At 34.5% G+C, this 18,955-nt stretch carries 15 protein-coding genes; all 15 read right to left on the bottom strand.

All coding sequences use genetic code 11. The annotated features are described in order from the left end of the window. Positions 1–26 precede the first annotated feature (26 nt). Positions 27–1,715, bottom strand: coding sequence for a glycosyltransferase (locus tag BM153_RS11090; RefSeq protein WP_092873806.1), 1,689 nt, complete (start codon positions 1,713–1,715; stop codon positions 27–29). 30 nt (positions 1,716–1,745) lie between these two features. Beyond that, positions 1,746–2,825 carry a glycoside hydrolase family 5 protein gene (locus BM153_RS11085; protein ID WP_092873803.1) on the bottom strand — a complete coding sequence of 360 codons (1,080 nt, stop codon included), beginning with the start codon at positions 2,823–2,825 and terminating at the stop codon, positions 1,746–1,748. A gap of 207 nt (positions 2,826–3,032) precedes the next feature. Next, positions 3,033–3,851, bottom strand: coding sequence for a hydroxyethylthiazole kinase (locus tag BM153_RS11080; protein ID WP_177205651.1), 819 nt, complete (start codon positions 3,849–3,851; stop codon positions 3,033–3,035). Between the two features lie 464 nt (positions 3,852–4,315). Further along, entirely contained in the window at positions 4,316–4,891 is a 576-nt protein-coding gene (locus BM153_RS11075; protein WP_092873797.1) for a peptidylprolyl isomerase, read from the bottom strand. Positions 4,892–4,933: 42 nt separating this feature from the next. Further along, on the bottom strand, positions 4,934–6,010 hold the full coding sequence (locus tag BM153_RS11070) for a M24 family metallopeptidase (protein ID WP_092873794.1): 1,077 nt from the start codon (positions 6,008–6,010) through the stop codon (positions 4,934–4,936). Positions 6,011–6,200: 190 nt separating this feature from the next. Beyond that, entirely contained in the window at positions 6,201–7,037 is an 837-nt protein-coding gene (locus tag BM153_RS11065) for an ABC transporter permease (protein WP_092873790.1), read from the bottom strand. Beyond that, entirely contained in the window at positions 7,037–8,056 is a 1,020-nt protein-coding gene (locus tag BM153_RS11060; protein WP_092873787.1) for an ABC transporter permease, read from the bottom strand. The genes BM153_RS11065 and BM153_RS11060 overlap by 1 nt, the downstream gene beginning before the upstream one ends. 274 nt (positions 8,057–8,330) lie before the next feature. Further along, positions 8,331–9,959: an ABC transporter substrate-binding protein gene (locus BM153_RS11055; RefSeq protein ID WP_092873784.1), complete on the bottom strand. Its 1,629-nt coding sequence runs from the start codon at positions 9,957–9,959 to the stop codon at positions 8,331–8,333. Positions 9,960–10,046: 87 nt separating this feature from the next. Then, entirely contained in the window at positions 10,047–11,003 is a 957-nt protein-coding gene (locus tag BM153_RS11050; RefSeq protein WP_092873781.1) for an ABC transporter ATP-binding protein, read from the bottom strand. Between the two features lie 21 nt (positions 11,004–11,024). Further along, positions 11,025–12,002 carry an ABC transporter ATP-binding protein gene (locus BM153_RS11045; protein ID WP_092873778.1) on the bottom strand — a complete coding sequence of 326 codons (978 nt, stop codon included), beginning with the start codon at positions 12,000–12,002 and terminating at the stop codon, positions 11,025–11,027. A 667-nt stretch (positions 12,003–12,669) separates the two neighbouring features. Then, positions 12,670–14,067 (bottom strand): MFS transporter, encoded by a 1,398-nt coding sequence (locus tag BM153_RS11040; protein WP_092873775.1) that lies wholly within the window; start codon positions 14,065–14,067, stop codon positions 12,670–12,672. A 227-nt stretch (positions 14,068–14,294) separates the two neighbouring features. Further along, positions 14,295–15,290 (bottom strand): uroporphyrinogen decarboxylase family protein, encoded by a 996-nt coding sequence (locus BM153_RS11035; RefSeq protein ID WP_092873772.1) that lies wholly within the window; start codon positions 15,288–15,290, stop codon positions 14,295–14,297. 749 nt (positions 15,291–16,039) lie between these two features. Next, entirely contained in the window at positions 16,040–17,413 is a 1,374-nt protein-coding gene (locus BM153_RS11030) for an MATE family efflux transporter (protein ID WP_092873769.1), read from the bottom strand. Between the two features lie 212 nt (positions 17,414–17,625). Then, positions 17,626–18,228, bottom strand: coding sequence for a bifunctional phosphoserine phosphatase/homoserine phosphotransferase ThrH (gene thrH, locus BM153_RS11025; RefSeq protein ID WP_092873765.1), 603 nt, complete (start codon positions 18,226–18,228; stop codon positions 17,626–17,628). A 263-nt stretch (positions 18,229–18,491) separates the two neighbouring features. Beyond that, positions 18,492–18,791, bottom strand: coding sequence for a hypothetical protein (locus BM153_RS11020; RefSeq protein ID WP_177205650.1), 300 nt, complete (start codon positions 18,789–18,791; stop codon positions 18,492–18,494). Positions 18,792–18,955 lie beyond the last annotated feature (164 nt).

Raw genomic sequence — 18,955 nt, 5'->3', positions numbered from 1 at the left:
CTGGTGTATTTTTACAGGGAAAATTTTTAGCTTATTCCTATTTTTCTTAAAAATGACCTAAGTAAAATATCTGGAAAATTATTGCTTTTTAAATGATAGGTTTTAATTAATTTGCCTTCATTCATATAAGCATTTGTATCAAGTTTTATCTCTTTTAGTACTCCGTCTGACCTTTCTAAGGTGTAGTTTTTTGCACAGTTTAAATCTCTTCCCCAGGCTACTAAAAGTCCCATTAGTACATAATAAAGATTAACAAACATCCAGAATAAGATAACCACATAGGTAAAGGTTTCCTGTCTTGCAGATAAGCTTAAAAGTCTGATAATTCCGGCAATATCAACTGCTGCCATTAATATAAAAGGAATCATATAGTAAGTATTTGAAGTGTTTTTTACTTTCCTTTCTTTATCTGTGACCTTAAACTTTCTTTGTCTTATTCCAAGGCTTTCTAAAATGACATTAATTAACATAAAAGGAAACAGTGTGGTTTCATAAATGTCTGTCCATCTAGTGGACCTGATTCCCTTTGAAAACCTTTTCATACTGATTATGGTTGACAGATACATAGGAAGCCAAAACATCAATACCTGTGGCAGACTACATTCCACAACAACTATTCCAAAAAGAGCAAACATCAAAGGTGCCAGAAAATAAATCAATCTTTTTATTGAAGAGTACCAGTAGCTGATACTTACAAAATAATTTAATTTCTGTTTTAAGCTAAGCTTTCTTGTGAAAAGAAAATTGGTTTTCCATCCGGACTGAATACAGCCTCCTGCCCAGCGTTTACGCTGCTTTACAAGAGATTTCATATCCTGAGGTGTTTTTCCATCTGCTAAAACTTCATCCAAAGCAAGGCCTCTAAAGCCTGCCTTTTCTATTTCGATTCCCGTGGCAAAGTCCTCTGTTAATACTCCTGTTACAAATCCTCCTATACTTTCCAAAGCTTTTCTTGAAAAAAGGGCATTTGAACCACCAAATATTACGGAGTTACTTTTGTTTTTTGATATTTGAATTACCCTGTAAAAATAGTCCTGTTCATTGGGAATATCTTCTTCCAAAAAGAGGTTTCTTTGGAAAATGTCAGGCTCGTAAAAATTTTGTGGAGTCTGAATAAATCCCAGATTATCCCTATCTGTAACAAAATAGGGAACAGTTTTTAATAAAAATTCTCTTCTTGGCATCATATCTGCATCAAATACAGCTACATAATCTGAATGGGACTTACTCATGGCATAATTGAGATTTCCCGCTTTTGCATTTTCATTATTCTTTCTTGCAAGATAATTTACCCCTGTTCTTTCACAAAGCCTTAATATTTCTTGTCTGTTTCCATCATCACAGACATAAATATGTACTTTCTTTTTGTCAGGATAATCCATATTTTTTATTGCCTCTATTGTATTTTCTAATAGTTTTTCATCCTCATTGATAGTGGGTAATAATACATCCACTTCCGGGTATTCATATTTTTTTAATTGTCTTTTAATCCCCGGTGCTCCCTCATGATCATACATGTTATAAAAATGAACAGCCATTTCCAAAAGTCCTATAGCCTCGGCTATAAAAAGTATCACCCAGAACACATTGGATACCATTCCCTTTTTATAGGGAAATGTATAAAAAATACGCCAGGTAATATAGACTATGGATAGAAGAATTGTTGTAACAATCCAAAATCTGTTCCAAAAAGAAGAGTATTTCTTTTTATTCATTTTTTTCCCGTTTTATCTCCTTTCCTTTTTTTAGTTGTCCAAAGCTTTAAAAACAATCTTTCCAACATCTGTAAGATCGCCTTCTTTAAAGTTTGAAAGTGTATTAGTGTTTTTATTTAATATTGAGAAACATTCATCTTTATTTGACAAATCCCAGGCAAACCAGCTTATTTTTTCTTGATTAAGATATGAAACAAATTCTTCGCCTGTATTTAAAATTCTTTCATAATCACCATTATCTGTTTTTATGCCCCATTCTGTTACAAAAACAGCCAGATTATTATCCATTGCATTATTTATAATATTTTGATATTCCTCTTTTCCTCCATGAACTCCTGCATAATAGTGAAAAGAGTACATGATATTTTCATAATTCAAAGTGTAAGCTTTTGACAAAGAATAGCTGTAATCCGGTGTTCCAACGATTATTATGGAATGAGGAGCATATTTTCTGATTATTTCTATTACAGCCTTTGAATATTCTTTTATATCCTCCCAGCTTGTTGCACCGTTTGGCTCATTACAGATTTCATATATTATCCCGGGATTATCTCCATAGCTTTTTGCAATATTTTTAAAAAATTCTTTTGCAATATCCATATCAATTAAAGGATTTTCTTCATTTAAAACATGGAAATCAACTATGGCATACATATCTGCTGCCAGGACATTTTCCACTGCCCCTTTTAACAATTTCACTGATTTTTCTTTATCTGTTTTATAACTGCCATTTACATCATTGGCATACATTGCTATTCGAAAGGCATTGGCTCCATATGACCTGGTTGACTTTATGGCAGCATAATTTGTATATTCCGGATACCATAACAGTCCGTGACTGCTTACACCTCTTAGTTGGATTTTTTCCCCTTTTTGATCTAAAAGTTCTGTATTTTTAACTGACAAAGAGCCGTGGGTTTTTACCCCATCTACAAAAAATTCTCCTGTTCTTTCTAGTTCTTTATAATTAGACAATTTGGCCTTCGCATCTGAATATTTTTGTGAAAGATTTTCACTTCTCATAAACATAGCTATGCTTATTACAACAAAGACTAATATCAATAAACATAAAAAAGTTATAACTTTATTATTCTTATTATTTTTATACATAAATCCACCCTGTTTTTTTAAAAATTCTTTTAGAATATTAACACGGATTGGGCAATTAAAATAGTTTTTTGGCAAAAAGTGACTTTATATGGCAAAAAAGTACTATAAAACAAGGCAGTACTATAAAGTTTTTGGGAATATCTGGAAATTTTTTAGATTTTATATAAGATTAAGCCTAAATATAATTAATAATATGAAGTTTATATATCACAAACCCTTGGATATTTTATCCATAAAGAATTGATAAAAGGTTCTGGTTCCATTTATATCTGATTTAAGCATTTCATCTTCTGCTTCAAGAGCAGCATCTGAATAAGCTGTAAGAACCTGTTTTGCGATTTCAAAATCCTCTGCCTCATCAGATATTATTTCAAAAAAATTGTTCTCTTCTATTTCTAATTTGCTTTTTACAGTTCCTAAGGCTACTGCTATAAGACCTGATAATATGCATCCATTACCGTTAATAAATGACTGATATATACTGCCACCGGTTATTATATCCGTAGTGCTTTCGTTTGATATTAAATCTTCTTTTCCGGTTGCAATAATGATTGAGGCTGTTTTTTTAGATAATTCCTGTAACATTTCCTTTGGAATAACAATATTCTCCGGATTTTTTAAATACTTTGCCTCAAAATTCTCTAATTCTTTTTCTCTGTCCAATAAAACACAGGCAAGATAATAGATTTCACTAAAATTTCCTCTTATTATATTTACAGAGACATGTTTTACAAGTTTTAAAAGAATTTCTGTTCTGAATTTGGATACTCCGGCTCCTGAAGGATCTAAAACCACAGGGATTTTTCTCCTGTTGGCCTCACTTCCGGCTAAACACATGGCTTCAAGCATATTTTTTGACGGAGTACCTATGTTTAAAAGCAATGCATCTGAAAGTCTTACCACTTCTTTGACCTCTTCTATATCATTTGCTGAAATTGCATTGGCTCCTGTTGATAATATAGCATTTACAGTATCTCTTAATGTTAAAGCATCTGTAATTACATGTACAAGCGGTTTTTTATCCATTATTTTTTCAAATAATTCTGAAATATTAAACACCTCCCTTGAAAAAAAGAGTAGGAACGATAACAAATTCCCACTCTCTCTTAACATTAAATTTAATCAGTAGTATTAACAATATAAAAATTACAAAAACTACTAGTTAGTACACCTATATTATCACAATATTAATGTTTTTTCAAGATTATTTCTGTATTTTTTTAATATTTATGAATATTTTTTCATTTCTACTTAAAAAATAAAAAATATAACTCGATAACCTTTAAACCTAGTAATTATCTGATTTTTTTCATAAAAGTCAGCAATTTTTTATATTGTTTTTATAAAAAATATATGATAGTATTGTGATAAGAAGCTATCGTTATCCGACAGAGTTCTTAAAAATTCTTATAAACACCAAAGTACAGCTACAGTTTTCCTTAAAACATGTAGCTGTACTTATTTTAGTTTTGTTTTTATTAGAAAAAAGATTACATTTTCCAACACTCCGGAAGATTTTGCTCTTTCATAAGAACCGGTTTTGGATAATCGACTCCAAATAGTTCAAGAGTCACTTTCTCTATTATCTCCTGCTTAACCGGTACATTTACTTCTACTCCTTCAATAGGATAGTCAGTGGCAGGTTTTGTTTCTACTTTTTCCAGACGATATATCTCATCCATTCCCTCTAAAACCTTCCCAAAAACAGGATATATGCCCTTATGCTCAGGACAATCCCTTAAAGGAAAGAAAAACTCTGCTCCTGCTATTCCTGCTTCTCCGTATCCTCCCATTGCCACACATCCCGGATGTGAGTCTAAAGGAATCAAATCTTTATTTAATTCAAATTCGTTAGGAATAAGATACTTTGCTTCTTCATGGTGAAAAGCCGTATAAGTAACATCCACCCAGTTTCCCGGAACTATTCTTTGTATGGCATGATTGTCCATATATCCGTTTTTTGCTACATATATAAAGCTGTTTACGGTATTAGGAGCCGCATCCTTTAATAGTTCAATTATTATTTTTTTTCCATTTTTCATATGAAGTGTTGCTATTGGATTCATATTTTTAACCTGCTTTCTTTTGGGTTATTAATGTAAAAATTTCTAGCCGATAATTTCTAAATCTTTAGGATAATTATTAAGTCTTTCTACTCCATCAGGAGTTACCAGTACAAGGTCTTCAATTCTTACTCCGGTATCCTTTTCTAAATATATTCCTGGTTCTATGGAAAAAATCATACCAGCCTTTAACTCCCAGTCATTTGTAGATGAAACATCCCCATATTCATGTTCTGCAAGTCCAATAAAGTGTCCTAATCTATGATTAAACTGTGGGCCATAACCTGCATCACTTATAATTTTTCTTGCTGTATCATCAAGAATATGTATCTCTTTTCCCGGAGCAATTATTTTTTCTGCCTCTTCATTTGCTTTTTGAACCAGTTCATATATCTTTTTTGCATGGTCATTGACTTTTTTGTAGTAGAAGGTTCTTGTCATATCAGAACAATATCCGTCTTTTATGCAACCAACATCAAATAAAACACAATCTCCTTCTTTTAATACTGTATCATCCGGCTCATGATGAGGGTCTGCAGCATTGGCTCCAAAGGATACAATAGGTGTAAATGAATATCCATCAGCCCCAAGTTTAAGGTAAATATCAAGCATTTTATCTGCTACTTCCTTTTCAGTTACATTTTCATGAATAAGTCCCTTAAACTGTGCCATTGCTTCATCATTTATTTTTGAAGCAAGTCTCATTTTTTCTATTTCTTCCCTGTCTTTTATTCCCCTTGTAATATCAACTGCAATTGAAGAATTAACAAATCCCTTCGCATGATTTTTTTCCATAAGAGGCAGTAAAAATCTGGCTTTTAGCTCCTTATCAACTCCTAATACCTTGTCTTTGTCAATATATTCTGAAATTATGTCTGTAACAGGATCTGTGTCTGTATACCAAACCTTCTTAATTTCAATATTATCCGGTATTGTAAAGAGTTTATTAAGGAAAAGAACATTTTCTTTGTCTTTTGAAATGTATAATCCAAAAAATCTTTCAAAAGGGCTGATATACACTCCGGTAAAATAAAAAATGGACATAGGATCCACTATAAGCATTTGTGAAAGCCCCATATCCTCTAACTTTTCCATTGTTCTTTCAATTCTTTTTTCGTACATTTATCTTCATCTCCTAATTTTATAAATATTTGTATTTTTATCTTGAAAAATATTTATCAGTGGCAATTTGTACCACCTGTGTTCTAATTATAATGCTACTTTTTTTAAAAAATTTCTATAGTCTATTTAACAAAAATTTATCAGTTGCTTTATATATTAAAGCAGTCGGAGCCTAAGCTCCGACTTATAGTTAAAACTGTTTTCTAAGCTTTGGATCAAGTAAGTCTCTAAGACCGTCACCGATAAAGTTTGCTCCCACAGCCATAGTGAATATAGCTAATCCTGGGAAGCCTGCCACCCAGAACTTATTAAAGTATTCTACACCTTCTGATACCATCATACCCCATTCAGGAGTAGGAGGCGCAGAACCAAGTCCTAAAAAGCTTAAGGTTGAAAACATTAAAATCTGATTTCCAATATCTGTTGTAGCCATAATTAAAACCGACTGGACACTGTTTGGTATTATTTCTTTTAAAAGAATTCTTGTCTTTGATGCACCTAAAGCCTGGGCTGCGGATACATACTCATTTTCTTTTACACTTAATACCACACTTCTCATTAATCGTGCATATGTTGGCCAGGCTACTATTACCAGGGCAAACATTGTATTAAAAAGGTTTGAACCTAATACTGCATTTATTATCATGGCAAGTATCAAAGATGGAAATGATAATATCATCTCTGAAAAACGCATCATGATATTGTCTGTTTTTCCCCCTACATATCCGGCTATTGCTCCGTAAAAGGTACCTATTATTCCGGCAATTATTACTGTAAGACATCCTGCAAGAAGTGAATATCTTCCACCGTAAATTACTCTTGAAAATATATCCCTTCCAAAGTTATCTGTTCCGAATATATGAGCAGCACTTGGAGCTTCAAGTCTTGAACTTATCCCCTGCTCTATTGGATTATAAGGAGCAACCACCGGGGCTAAAATAGCCATTAATATCCAGAAAATACAGATTATTACTCCCAATGTAAATAAATAATTTGATTTAAATAATTTTTTTAATGAACGTAACATCAGCTTAACCTCACTCTCGGGTCAATAATACCGTATAAAATATCCACAATGGTATTAATGACCATATAATTTATGGCTATTAGCAAAGCCACACCTATTATGGAAGGAAAGTCATTTGACATAACTGACTGATATGCAAACTGACCAACCCCCGGCCAGTTGAAAATGGTTTCCACAAGTACCATTCCTCCCAGTAAGTTTCCAAGTCCCAATCCGATTACCGTAAGTACCGGAATAAGGGCATTTCCTAAAGCATGATGTATAATCAGTTTTGTCTGATTAAGTCCTTTTGCTTTTGCTGTACGAATATAATCTGTTGACATTACATCTAAAAGATTTGAACGGGTAGTTCTTGTAATAAGTCCCATAGTAAAAGCAGCCAAAACCAGTGAAGGCAGTATTAAATGACTAAAAGCGTCTAACGCCTTTGGAAAATCCCCTTCCAAAAGGCTGTCTAATACATAAAGTCCCGTAACTGTAGCAGGTGCCGAAAATGAGGTACTAAGTCGTCCCGGTCCCGGGAATACTTTTAATTTATAATAGAAGAAAAAGAGCATCAAAAGCGCAAACCAGAAACTTGGAAGGCTAACTCCCGTTACAGAAATTGCTCTGACAATCTGGTCAATTATACTGTTTCTTTTGATGGCTGATATAACTCCAAAAAATATACCAAGTACTGTGGCAATTATTATAGAAAGTAAAGCCAGCTCTATGGTAGCCGGATAACATCTTTGTAATTCATCAAGCACTGCATTATTAGTACGAATCGATGTTCCAAGGTCAAATGTAACAAGACTCTTGATATATAAGAGATACTGCACTATCAGGGGTTTATCCAGTCCGTATTTAGCCTTGTAGGCTGCTACTATACTTTCATCACTTAAGGCTCTCTGGCTTAAGTTTGCTGTAACAGGATCCCCTGGAATCAGCTTTGTCAGTATAAATACCAATGTTGCTACACCAAAAAGCATTATTACCAGGTATAATAGTCTTTTTCCGATAAATTTTAATCGTTCCATTTTTTCACCTTTCTTCTACTCCTAGGTTTTTATTCTTGAGCTTTTGTCAGGGATTTTAAAAATTTTCCTTTACTAATGCTCATATAAATAATTAAATGAATATTCAATCATTACAATCGAGTATTCATTTAATTATTTATCAGACAGCCCCTTGGAAAGAGGATTAGTAACTGGGGCTGTCTGATTTTTATCTATTCAGAAACCTATGCAAGGATTTTAAGTTTCTGAAACAAACTAAGTATGAATTATGGCTTTTTATTTAGAGAATTATTTCTTATTTTACTGTTACCTGTGTAAGGTCAACTGTATATGGATCTGAGAATTCTACATTGTCAAGTCTGTCATTGTATGCCATTGGGCAAGCAGCCTGAGCAAGCATAATAAACGGACCGTATTCATAAGTAGCTTCCTGAACCTCTTTAAGAGCAGCTTCTCTTTCTTGTGTTGTAAGAGCATTTACTGCCTTTGAATAAAGAGCCGCGATTTCAGGATCAGACTCAGCAGTCCATCCTGCTCTTAAACCTACAACTCCGCCAGGTAAAAACTCAAGCTGTACATTAGGATCGTTGTAGTCAATTCCCCAATACATTACTGTGAATCCAAGTTTTCCATCACGATAGTCATCACCATATCCGGCAGCCCATGCATTTGAAACAATATTTACATTGATTCCAACTTCTGCAAGGTCAGATTTTACTTTCTGAGCAAGGTCTGTTAAGGCGATTCCTTCCATTGCAAGGTCACAAACTGTTAAATCAATATCAAATCCTTTTTCGTATCCTGCTTCTTTAAGAAGTTCTTTGGCTTTGTCCACATCCTGATAATCAGTAGTTCTTTCACCTAATGAACCAAAGAAGCCTGCCTGAATAATTGAATATGGAGTTGTTGTTCCCTCGCCGCAGATTTTCTGAATTCCTTTATAATCAAGGGCATATCTGATAGCCTGCTGAACTTTGGTATCTGAAACCGGACCACCGATTTTTTCGTCCATGTTCATCATAAGGAAACTTACAGTTTTTGTTGTATTGTTCAATAATTTGATACCATCTGTTCCTTTAAGTTCATCCATGGTATCAGCTGTCATATTTGCAGCAATATCAATATCACCTGATGATAAGGTCATCATCTGAGTATTGGCATCATCTTGAATCTTGATTACATATTTATCTACATTTGTTGACTCGCCCCAATATTTTTCATTTTTTTCAAGAACAATTTCTGAATCAGGCGTATAGCTTGTAAGTATATATTTACCTGAACCTGCTGATGTTGAGTCAAGGTATGACTGAGCAGAGTCTTTTTTAGCTGCATCTTCTTCATCTGTTCCACCATTTTCTTTAACAACTTCGCTATCTAATATAGCCATTGCTGAATAACAAAGCTTAGATGTAATAGCTGAATCAGGCTGTGTAAGGTTAATTTTTACAGTATAATCATCAACTGCTTCTACAGAACCGATTGTATCTGCAATAAATGATGGATTTCCTTTAAGATTCTTTGTTCTGTTAAGAGAAAATACAACATCTTTTGATGTCAATTTATTTCCGCTGGCAAAAGTAACATCTTCTTTTAGTTTTATTGTAAGAGTTAAACCATCTTCTGATAATTCATAAGTATCTGCAAGGCAAGGCTCTGCTTCACCATCATTTGAATAAAACTTAAATAAGTTTTCATAACATGCATTGATAATCATTTGAGGATATTTTTCATATACCTGTCCTGGATCTAATGTATCAAATCCTCCTCCGATTGCAACAACAACTGTATTTCCGTTTGCACTCTCGGAAACAGCTGTCGTATCTGAACCTGCTTTTGTGCTACCGGCTTTATCGGCTCCACCACAGGCTGTAGCACCTACAACCATGGCCATTGCCAAAACAAGCGCCATTATCTTTTTTTTCATTTTTTAGTACCTCCTTTTTTTAGTTGCCTTACATGACAGCTAATAATTGTCTTAAATTACTTTAAATATATAATCAAACCCTTGACATCAGTCATACAAATGACACGCTACAAAATGTCCCGGTTCAATTTCTCTTAATTTCGGTTCCTCATCTTTACATCTTTGAGTACAGGATGTACATCTTGTATGAAAATGACAGCCTGATGGGGGATTTGATGGACTTGGAACCTCTCCCTGAAGGTGTATCCTTTCTTCTCTTTCTTCTTTAGTAACCTGTGGTATGGCTGAAAGAAGGGCCTTTGTATAAGGATGAGCTCTTTTTTCATATAAGGTATCATAGGACGCTATTTCAACCATTTTTCCAAGATACATAACTCCAACTCTGTCGCTTACCTGATATACCACATTTAAGTTGTGGGATATAAAAAAATAGGTAAGTCCAAGCTTTTCTTTAAGCTCCTGTAAAAGATTCAATACCTGAGCCTGTACAGATACATCTAATGCCGATACCGCCTCATCACAGATAATAAGAGAAGGATTTAATGCCAATGCCCTTGCTATACCCACTCTTTGCTTTTGTCCCCCTGACATTTCATGGGGATATCTGCTTAGATGATAAGTATCAAGTCCCACCAGCTTAATAAGTTCTTCTATCCTTTGATTCACAAAAGCCTTATCCTTCTCTCCATGGATAACAAATGGCTCTTCAAGTATCTGTCTTATTGTTCTTCTAGGATTTAAACAAGCTGACGGATCCTGAAAAATAATCTGGGCTTTTTTTCTCATATTTTTCAAATCTTTTCCGTTTAGTGTGGCAATATCACTTCCATCCATATAAATATGTCCCTCTGTGGGATCTTGAAGTCTTATAAGCGTTCTTCCAAGTGTACTTTTTCCGCAACCGCTTTCTCCTACCACTCCAAAAGTTTCACCCTTCATTATTTCAAAACTTATATCATCAACGGCTTTAACCACTCCGGATTTTTTATTTTTACCCTTAAAATATACTTTCACATTCTCAGCTTTTAAAAGCAGATTAGACATTTTATTTCCTCCTTACATCCATTAATCCACATATTGAAAACATTTAACTCTTCTGCTTTCATCCAGTTTAACAACCGGGGGTTCTTCATTTTTACACCTGTCTGTAGCATATGGACATCTTGGTGAAAAACTACATCCCGATATTTTCTCAGTAGGATTTGGTACAGAACCCTCTATAGTTGAAAGAGCCGCCCTTTCCTTTGTTATTCTTGGAATAGCACTTAATAGTCCTTTTGTGTAAGGATGTTTTGGATCTTTAAAAAGTTCCTTTGCAGGAGCCTTTTCAACAATTCTTCCGGTGTACATTACTATTACCGTATCGCATAATTCACTGACAACTCCTAAATCATGAGTTATAAATATTACGCTGGTATCAAGCTCCTTATTCATCTTCCTTATCAAATCAAGTATCTGAGCCTGAATGGTAACATCTAAAGCTGTTGTAGGCTCATCAGCTATTAATATATCTGGGTGACATGCCAGAGCAATAGCTATCATCACTCTTTGTCTCATACCACCGGACATCTGATGAGGATATTCATGAGCTCTGGCCTTAGGATTTGCAATTCCTACAAGCTGCATTATCCTGATAGCCTCTTCCATGGCTTCCTTCTTTTTCATACCTCTGTGTAAAATCAAAGATTCTGCAATCTGCTGTCCGCATTTTATAATAGGATTTAAAGAGGTCATAGGCTCTTGAAAAATCATGGAGATTTCATTTCCTCTTATTTTTTCCATTTCTTTTTCTGTTTTATCAATGAGATTTTCTCCCTTGTAAATAATCTCTCCACCAACAATTTTTCCCGGCGGATTTGGAATCAGCCCCATAACTCCCAAAGACGATACACTTTTTCCACTTCCACTTTCTCCAACTATTCCAAGCTTCTCCCCTTTGTGAAGACTATAAGTCAGGTTATTTATTGCATTAACCTTTCCTTCCACTGTGTTAAATTCAACACATAAATCCTTAACCTTTAAAATTGTTTCTGTTTTTCCCATTTTATTTCCTCTATCCTTTTAAACCACTACCTAATTATCACTTTTATGTGCTAAAGTGTTTAGATATAAAATATAGCGGGTATTTACGCCGCCATTGGTATATTTTTTATTATTTAAGTTTAATTATCATACTACATCTACTTGTATCACAGTGTGGAGATATCTGCATTTATAACAGATAATGTTTATTAGATTTCTTCCTCTATTTCCAAGTTGTGAATTAGGATAGCATAATTTTATTATTAATTCAATAAGTTTTAATTTTCTCTTAATATTTGCACAAAAATTCCTATATTTTTCCACGTGTTTTTGTGTAAAAGACATTTGTTCATTACAAAAACACTTATTTTCTATTACAAAATCAAATATTACATTATTAAATAACTTTTTTCAGTAAAGCGGACACTCTTAAATATCCTTTGCTACTTCATCTTAAACGTAAAGCGGACATTCTTAAATCCGCTTCGCTACTTCCTCATGAACGCAGTGGCACTTTGTGCCACCTGTCAGAAGGGGCTTTAACCCCTTCTGACACTAGTAAGCTTATACCCCCGCTTAAAGCTTACGCTTTTGAAGCGGGGGATTGCTTACACTGCGTTCAAAAAACCCCCACTTAAAAAGCGAGGGTTTTCTGATTATTTATAGGTATAATTAATTATAGGGGATCTTAGTTATTTCTAGCTGCAATTTCAGCTGCATACTGGTTAACTTTATCCTTTGTAAGTTTAAATCCAAATACTAAAGCTACAACAGCTACTGCTAATGCTACAGCAGGGATAATCATAAATCCTAAGCTGATTGCATTCTTTAATACATCTGAAGCCTGAGCAGGATCAATATCTTTGCTGAAAGCACCCATAGCAAGACAAGATGAAATAATAATACCACGAGTCATGATAGATACTTTTAATGGAACATTTTGAAGTCCACTAATCCATCCTGCTGCATTCTTTCCTGTCTTCCACTCAGCATAAACAATTGTATCTCCGTAAAGAGCAGGTGTACAAGCATATGTAATACCATATCCAAACATAGCTAAGCTCATAAGAACCATAACAACAAGTGCATTGTTATAGAATAAATATGAAACAACTAAAAGTACAGCCTGTACAAACATAACGCCGATAGTAGTAGTTCTTGTTGAAAATTTATTACTTAATGTTTTACTTAAATATGCTCCAACTACGCAGAAAATGTTTGTTACAAGAATGTATGTAGTTAACATTTTTGCATCATTTGCTACATATGTGAAATAATATGTTGCAAATCCCATAAGAACAAAGTTAAACATAAATTTAGCAAGGTCAGCAATTAAAAGAGCGATAAGTGGTGGGTTTTGAAGAAGCGCTCTAATAAGGTCCATTCCACCTGTTTTATCTTTTGCAGGTGCTTTTGCAGCAACTACATCCTGAACATTTACTTCTTCATATCCTGCAAACATTTTAAAATGTACAAAATATAATAAAGCAAAAATACAACCTAAAACAAATGCACATGCACCATACTGGTTAACTTCACCAATAAATCCGGCACAAATAGCTGCAATACCTGGTCCTACATATGAGAAAATAACTTTTGAGAAGTTAGACCATGCACCTCTTGTTGAAGCAAGCTGTGATCTTTCTTCAGGTGTTTTACCAGCTACAGAAATCATTGACACATTAGCAACATAAGCAAAGTTCCATGCTACGTGGGAGGATACTGCTGCTATAATGATTATTATTGCGCTAAGCATTCCATCTCCAACTTTAATGAACTGGAATGCATAAAGGAATGGTACAAGCCATGGAATAACAATAAGCCAAGAACGATAACGTCCCCATTTCATAGGCTTAATACTGTTTAATACAGCTCCGTAAATCCATGAAAGACATGCATCAATTGTACTTGCTACGGTTGTAATAAATGTAACCATAGGCAATGAAAATTGTGCAAGGTTTGTTAAGAAAACTGTGAAAAAGTAGCTTTCGATGCTGGACATGAGGTTGAATCCGCAGTCTCCAACACCGTAGAAGATTTTAAGCGCACCGCTTATTCCCTTCTTAGGTTCCTGATTGTCACTCATTATAAATTCTCCTCTCTTTTTTTCGTGACATTTCCTCTAAATATAGAAGAAATTCCCCCATTTATAAGATATTCTTTTAAAAATATCTCTATATTTACAATCAATCACCTCTCCAGATAATTAAACCTGAAGAGGCTTGATGTTTTTTAGCAATTTTCCCCGAAATGCTATAAATAGACCTAACTGTAAATATAATTTTAAAAGAATTAAAATTACTCAGTAACTAATTAAAACATTTCCTTACTCATGTTATCGATTTCTCTTGTAAGAGCTTCGTAAACACCTTCATAAGTACTCATTGGAAGTCCCTGTGAAGCTGATGGGATAAAGTAATGATGACTCTTACCAAATGTTTCACATGCTTCTCTAACTTTCTTAGCAACGATTTCATCTGTCCATCCTTCGAAATCAACTTCAGCTGAATCAATACCACCCATGAATGAGATTTTTCCACCGTACTGATCGATAAGTGAAGCGATATCATTTGACTTCATAACACCCTGCCAAATATCAATTCCCATTTCAATCATATCTGGAACTAATGTAGCAGCATATGAATCTGAGTGGTGAACAATAACTTCAACACCGTTTTTCTTGTAATATCCGTAAACTTCTTTATAAGCATCAAGATAGAACTCTTCAAACATAGCTGGTGCAAGGAAAGTAGAAATCTGGCTTCCCCAGTCATCATGATGGAATAATGCATCTGGTTTGATGTATTTTACAAGTTGCTCAGCATACTGTAATTCCCAATCAGCGATGTATTTGATGAGGTCTTTCATTTCGTCTGGGCTTTCATAGAAAGCGATAAGGCAGTTCTGAATCTCCATAAGATAATGACACTGCTCAAAGATACCAGGAGCGATGAAAGGAGCTACGAAATATTCATTTCTGTCGATAGCTTCAACTTCTTTGATTGTATCTTCCCAATCTGCATCTGAAAATACTACGTTTGGAGCTTTTACATAAGTTTTCCAATCATCAATATCTTTAATAACTATTTTATCATCTGTATGTACAGGGAAAGCACCTGGTGTACCGATTGGCCAAGATTTTGTTACTCCCCATGCATTTACAACATTATGCTCTCCATATTTTGGATTTGGATTTGATTTTGAAAATGGGTTAGCAGTAATGATTTTCATAAAATCATACTGATTTACAAATCTGTCTGGATTTCCACCTTTAATAGTTTCTAATAAATTCTGTCTTCTTGTTAACATATGCCTCTCCTTTTGTTAATTCTTCTGTTTACAAACTCCCTATGCAAGTTTATTTTTTGCATGTGTTAATTATATTTTAGTTTTCCAAAAAATGTAATTTATCAAACTGTCGGAGATATTATCCGTATATTAGTACAAAATGTAGCAATGCAATATTTGTTAATTTTTAGCAGATTATTTCAAATTTTTTTAAAAAATCCTCAAAGTATTGAAAATATCGATATTTTATATCAATTATGCCTGTTTTTTTTATTCAAGATGTCGAAGCAAATTCTCTTTTATACATTCCGTCTTAATTTTGTGCTTATCATTTAGACTTTTTGTAGGAATGGCTATGATAAATTTATTCAATGCTCTTAGAAACTTCTGTAAAGCGGACATTCTTAAATCCGCTTCGCTACTTCCTCATGAACGCAGTGGCACTTTGTGCCACCTGTCAGAAGGGGCTTTAACCCCTTCTGACACTAGTAAGCTTTATACCCCCGCTTAAAGCTTACGCTTTTGAAGCGGGGGATTGCTTACACTGCGGTAAAGCGGACATTCGGAATCCGCTTCGCTACTTCCTCATGAACGCAGTGGCACTTTGTGCCACCTGTCAGAAGGGGCTTTAACCCCTTCTGACACTAGTAAGCTTTATACCCCCGCTTAAAGCTTACGCTTTTGAAGCGGGGGATTGCTTACACTGCGTTCAAAAAGGCACAAAAAATGCGAGGTTTACCCGTGATTATAAGGGTTCCTCGCATCTTTACTTATTTCATTATTTTTATTTCATATATCGCAAATGAGATAGATACCACTGCTGCCAGCGTATCCGCTATGGGACCTGCATACAAAATGCCGTCTATCCCCAATATTTTAGGCAGTATTACTATTAATGGCAGTAAAAATATTATCTGTCTGATAAGGGACATAAAAAGCCCCTTTATAGCTTTTCCAACAGCTGTAAAAAGGTTAGTAACTATTGGCTGAATACCATTTATAAAAGCGGCAAACATGTATATTCTGAAAAATCTCGTCCCAAATTCGTAATATCTCTCACTCCCCTCTCCGAATAGCATAAGTATCTGCTTAGGGTAAAACTGGAAAAGTATAAATGATATTATGGAAATTACACTTGCTGCAGCTACGGCAAGAAAAAATGTTTTTTTAACTCTGTCATATTTTTGGGCACCGTAATTATAGCTTTCCAAAGGTTGTGCGCCCTGAGCAATTCCTATAATAACAGCAAATAATAACTGATTTACCTTAATAACTATTCCCGAACAGGCTATTGGAATTGAATCACCATATATAGAAAGTGAACCATAATATTTCAAAGAATTATTCAAGGTAATCTGAACTACCATCATAGCAAGCTGATTAAAAAAGGAGCCCATCCCAATAGAGGCTATTTCTTCGCAAATCTCAAAATTAGGTATATAGTGCTTTCTTAAAAGCTTTACTGTATTGACCCTAAAAAGAATATAATGAATAACCAGTACTCCTGAAAAAATCTGTCCTATTATGGTGGCAAGGGCAGCTCCCATCATGCCCCATCCAAAGCCGAAAATAAAAACAGCATCTAAAACTGTATTTATAATTGCCCCGGACAAGGAACAAAACATAGTCATATTAGGGCTTCCGTCTGCCCTTAATAAATGTCCTCCCCCTGTGGTAAGAATTAAAAAAGGAAAACCTATTGCCGTTATTCTTACATAGGTGGTTGCATAGGGAAGTACTGCATCAGGTGAACCAAAGCCTATTAACATAGGCTTTAAAAAAACTTCCGTAACTATAAACAATAATGTTCCCAATGAAAAAAGCATTATCGCAGAATTTCCAAAAAAATAGGGAGCTTTTTCATATTGTTTTCTACCCATGTGGAGATTAAAACAAGAGGCTCCTCCTATTCCAAACAATAATCCTATGGAGGTACATATTAAAGAAAGAGGGAAGGCAATATTTGTAGCTGCGTTTCCCAACTCCCCCACTGCCTGACCGATAAATATCTGATCAACAATATTATAAATTGCCCCGACAATCATAGCTATAATACTTGGAACTGCAAATTTTACAAGTAAAGATGCTATAGGCATCTGGCCTAAGGGATCAATTCTTAATTTTCCCTGGGACTCTTTTGACATAACTAACTGTCACTCCTTTAAAGTTTTAAATATTAAAATAAACATTGCTTAATTAAAGAATTTAAATTTCTCACCAAATAATAATGCGACAAAGTTTTTTTGGTGTCAAGTCAACTGCTTTTACTTATAATAATGCGATTAATTATTGTCAAAAAAAGAAACCTTTACCGTCCTAAAACCGATAAAAGTTTCTTTGAAATATTCTGAATATTTTAATCCATATTTTTCTTTATGGCTGCTAAAAGCTCATCATAGGTCTCATATGCAGGAATATCAGGATTGTCATTTTTAATCTTATCAGTACTTTTAAATAAAAATCCTGCTTTACTTGCTTTAATCATTCCCAAGTCATTGTAACTGTCACCGCTGGCAATGGTATCAAATCCAATTGACTGTAACGCCTTTACTGCATTGTATTTTGGATTTTCCTGACGCATTTTAAATCCTGTTATAAATCCGTCCTCTGCTACTTCAAGGCTGTTACAAAAAATAGTAGGCATTCCGAGTTTTTTCATAAGTGGAGCTGCAAATTCTTTGAAAGTATCACTTAAAATAATAACCTGTGAAAAACTTCTAAGCTCATCTAAAAACTCCTTTGCCCCCGGCATAGGATCAATTTTTGCGATGGTTTCCTGAATTTCCTTTAATCCCAGCTTATGCTCTTTTAAGATATCTAATCTATAATTCATAAGTTTGTTATAATCCGGCTCGTCCCTTGTAGTTTTCTTAAGTTCTTCTATTCCTGTTTCTTTTGCAAATTCAATCCAAATTTCCGGAACTAAAACTCCCTCTAAATCCAAACATGTTACGTACATTTTCTCTCCTGCTGTCATTTCCTGACAGTTTTTCCTTTCATTTTATTGTAAAGCGGACATTCTTAAATCCGCTTCGCTACTTCCTCATGAACGCAGTGGCACTTTGTGCCACCTGTCAGAAGGGGCTTTAACCCCTTCTGACACTAGTAAGCTTATACCCCCGCTTAAAGCTTACGCTTTTGAAGCAGGGGATTGCTTACACTGCGTTCATGTCCCTTTCACTGTATTACTTTAATTCAATGATACATCATTATAGCAAATTGTTAATCCTTTGACAAGTAAGCCTCCAGCTCTCCTAAAAAAAGTTCGTAATAATCATCTTCGTAGTGTAGAAGTGGCGAGTTTTCACCTCCTCCGTTGGTACTTCTTCTCATGGCGGCATAAGCTTCTTCTCCCGCATTAACAAGGTCTATTACACTTAAGTCACAACCCTTTTGGCAACTGATTTTACAAAATTCCAGTAAGGGATCTTTTGCCTTTCTTGTGGAAATAAGCTTTTTCATTAACTCCTCATCTTTTAAGGCGATTTTTTTCAATTTTTCCAAGGTTTCTGCTACATTCATTATAAATCCCCCCACTTCTTTTTATTGACTGATTTTAGTTTAGCAAAGTTGATTTTTCTTGTAAACATAATAAGACCCCCGAATTAAAATCCGGGGGACTAAGCCTATTTGAATCTTGTAAAGCGGACATTCTTAAATCCGCTTCGCTACTTCCTCATGAACGC

The sequence above is a fragment of the Acetitomaculum ruminis DSM 5522 genome, assembly GCF_900112085.1.
In the GTDB taxonomy this organism is placed as follows: domain Bacteria; phylum Bacillota; class Clostridia; order Lachnospirales; family Lachnospiraceae; genus Acetitomaculum; species Acetitomaculum ruminis.
The sequence above is the reverse complement of the archived record's forward strand: the minus strand, read 5'-3'. Positions and strand labels throughout refer to the sequence as shown.

What these genes read in the sequence shown, in the direction of transcription:
- BM153_RS11050 (WP_092873781.1), bottom strand. Translation starts at nt 11,003, where the DNA reads ATGTCTAATCTGCTTTTAAAAGCTGAGAATGTGAAAGTATATTTTAAG.
- BM153_RS11070 (WP_092873794.1), bottom strand. Translation starts at nt 6,010, where the DNA reads ATGTACGAAAAAAGAATTGAAAGAACAATGGAAAAGTTAGAGGATATG.
- BM153_RS11080 (WP_177205651.1), bottom strand. Translation starts at nt 3,851, where the DNA reads ATGGATAAAAAACCGCTTGTACATGTAATTACAGATGCTTTAACATTA.
- BM153_RS11065 (WP_092873790.1), bottom strand. Translation starts at nt 7,037, where the DNA reads ATGTTACGTTCATTAAAAAAATTATTTAAATCAAATTATTTATTTACA.
- thrH (WP_092873765.1), bottom strand. Translation starts at nt 18,228, where the DNA reads ATGTACGTAACATGTTTGGATTTAGAGGGAGTTTTAGTTCCGGAAATT.
- BM153_RS11075 (WP_092873797.1), bottom strand. Translation starts at nt 4,891, where the DNA reads ATGAATCCAATAGCAACACTTCATATGAAAAATGGAAAAAAAATAATA.
- BM153_RS11085 (WP_092873803.1), bottom strand. Translation starts at nt 2,825, where the DNA reads ATGTATAAAAATAATAAGAATAATAAAGTTATAACTTTTTTATGTTTA.
- BM153_RS11055 (WP_092873784.1), bottom strand. Translation starts at nt 9,959, where the DNA reads ATGAAAAAAAAGATAATGGCGCTTGTTTTGGCAATGGCCATGGTTGTA.
- BM153_RS11060 (WP_092873787.1), bottom strand. Translation starts at nt 8,056, where the DNA reads ATGGAACGATTAAAATTTATCGGAAAAAGACTATTATACCTGGTAATA.
- BM153_RS11090 (WP_092873806.1), bottom strand. Translation starts at nt 1,715, where the DNA reads ATGAATAAAAAGAAATACTCTTCTTTTTGGAACAGATTTTGGATTGTT.
- BM153_RS11040 (WP_092873775.1), bottom strand. Translation starts at nt 14,067, where the DNA reads ATGAGTGACAATCAGGAACCTAAGAAGGGAATAAGCGGTGCGCTTAAA.
- BM153_RS11030 (WP_092873769.1), bottom strand. Translation starts at nt 17,413, where the DNA reads ATGTCAAAAGAGTCCCAGGGAAAATTAAGAATTGATCCCTTAGGCCAG.
- BM153_RS11035 (WP_092873772.1), bottom strand. Translation starts at nt 15,290, where the DNA reads ATGTTAACAAGAAGACAGAATTTATTAGAAACTATTAAAGGTGGAAAT.
- BM153_RS11045 (WP_092873778.1), bottom strand. Translation starts at nt 12,002, where the DNA reads ATGGGAAAAACAGAAACAATTTTAAAGGTTAAGGATTTATGTGTTGAA.
- BM153_RS11020 (WP_177205650.1), bottom strand. Translation starts at nt 18,791, where the DNA reads ATGAATGTAGCAGAAACCTTGGAAAAATTGAAAAAAATCGCCTTAAAA.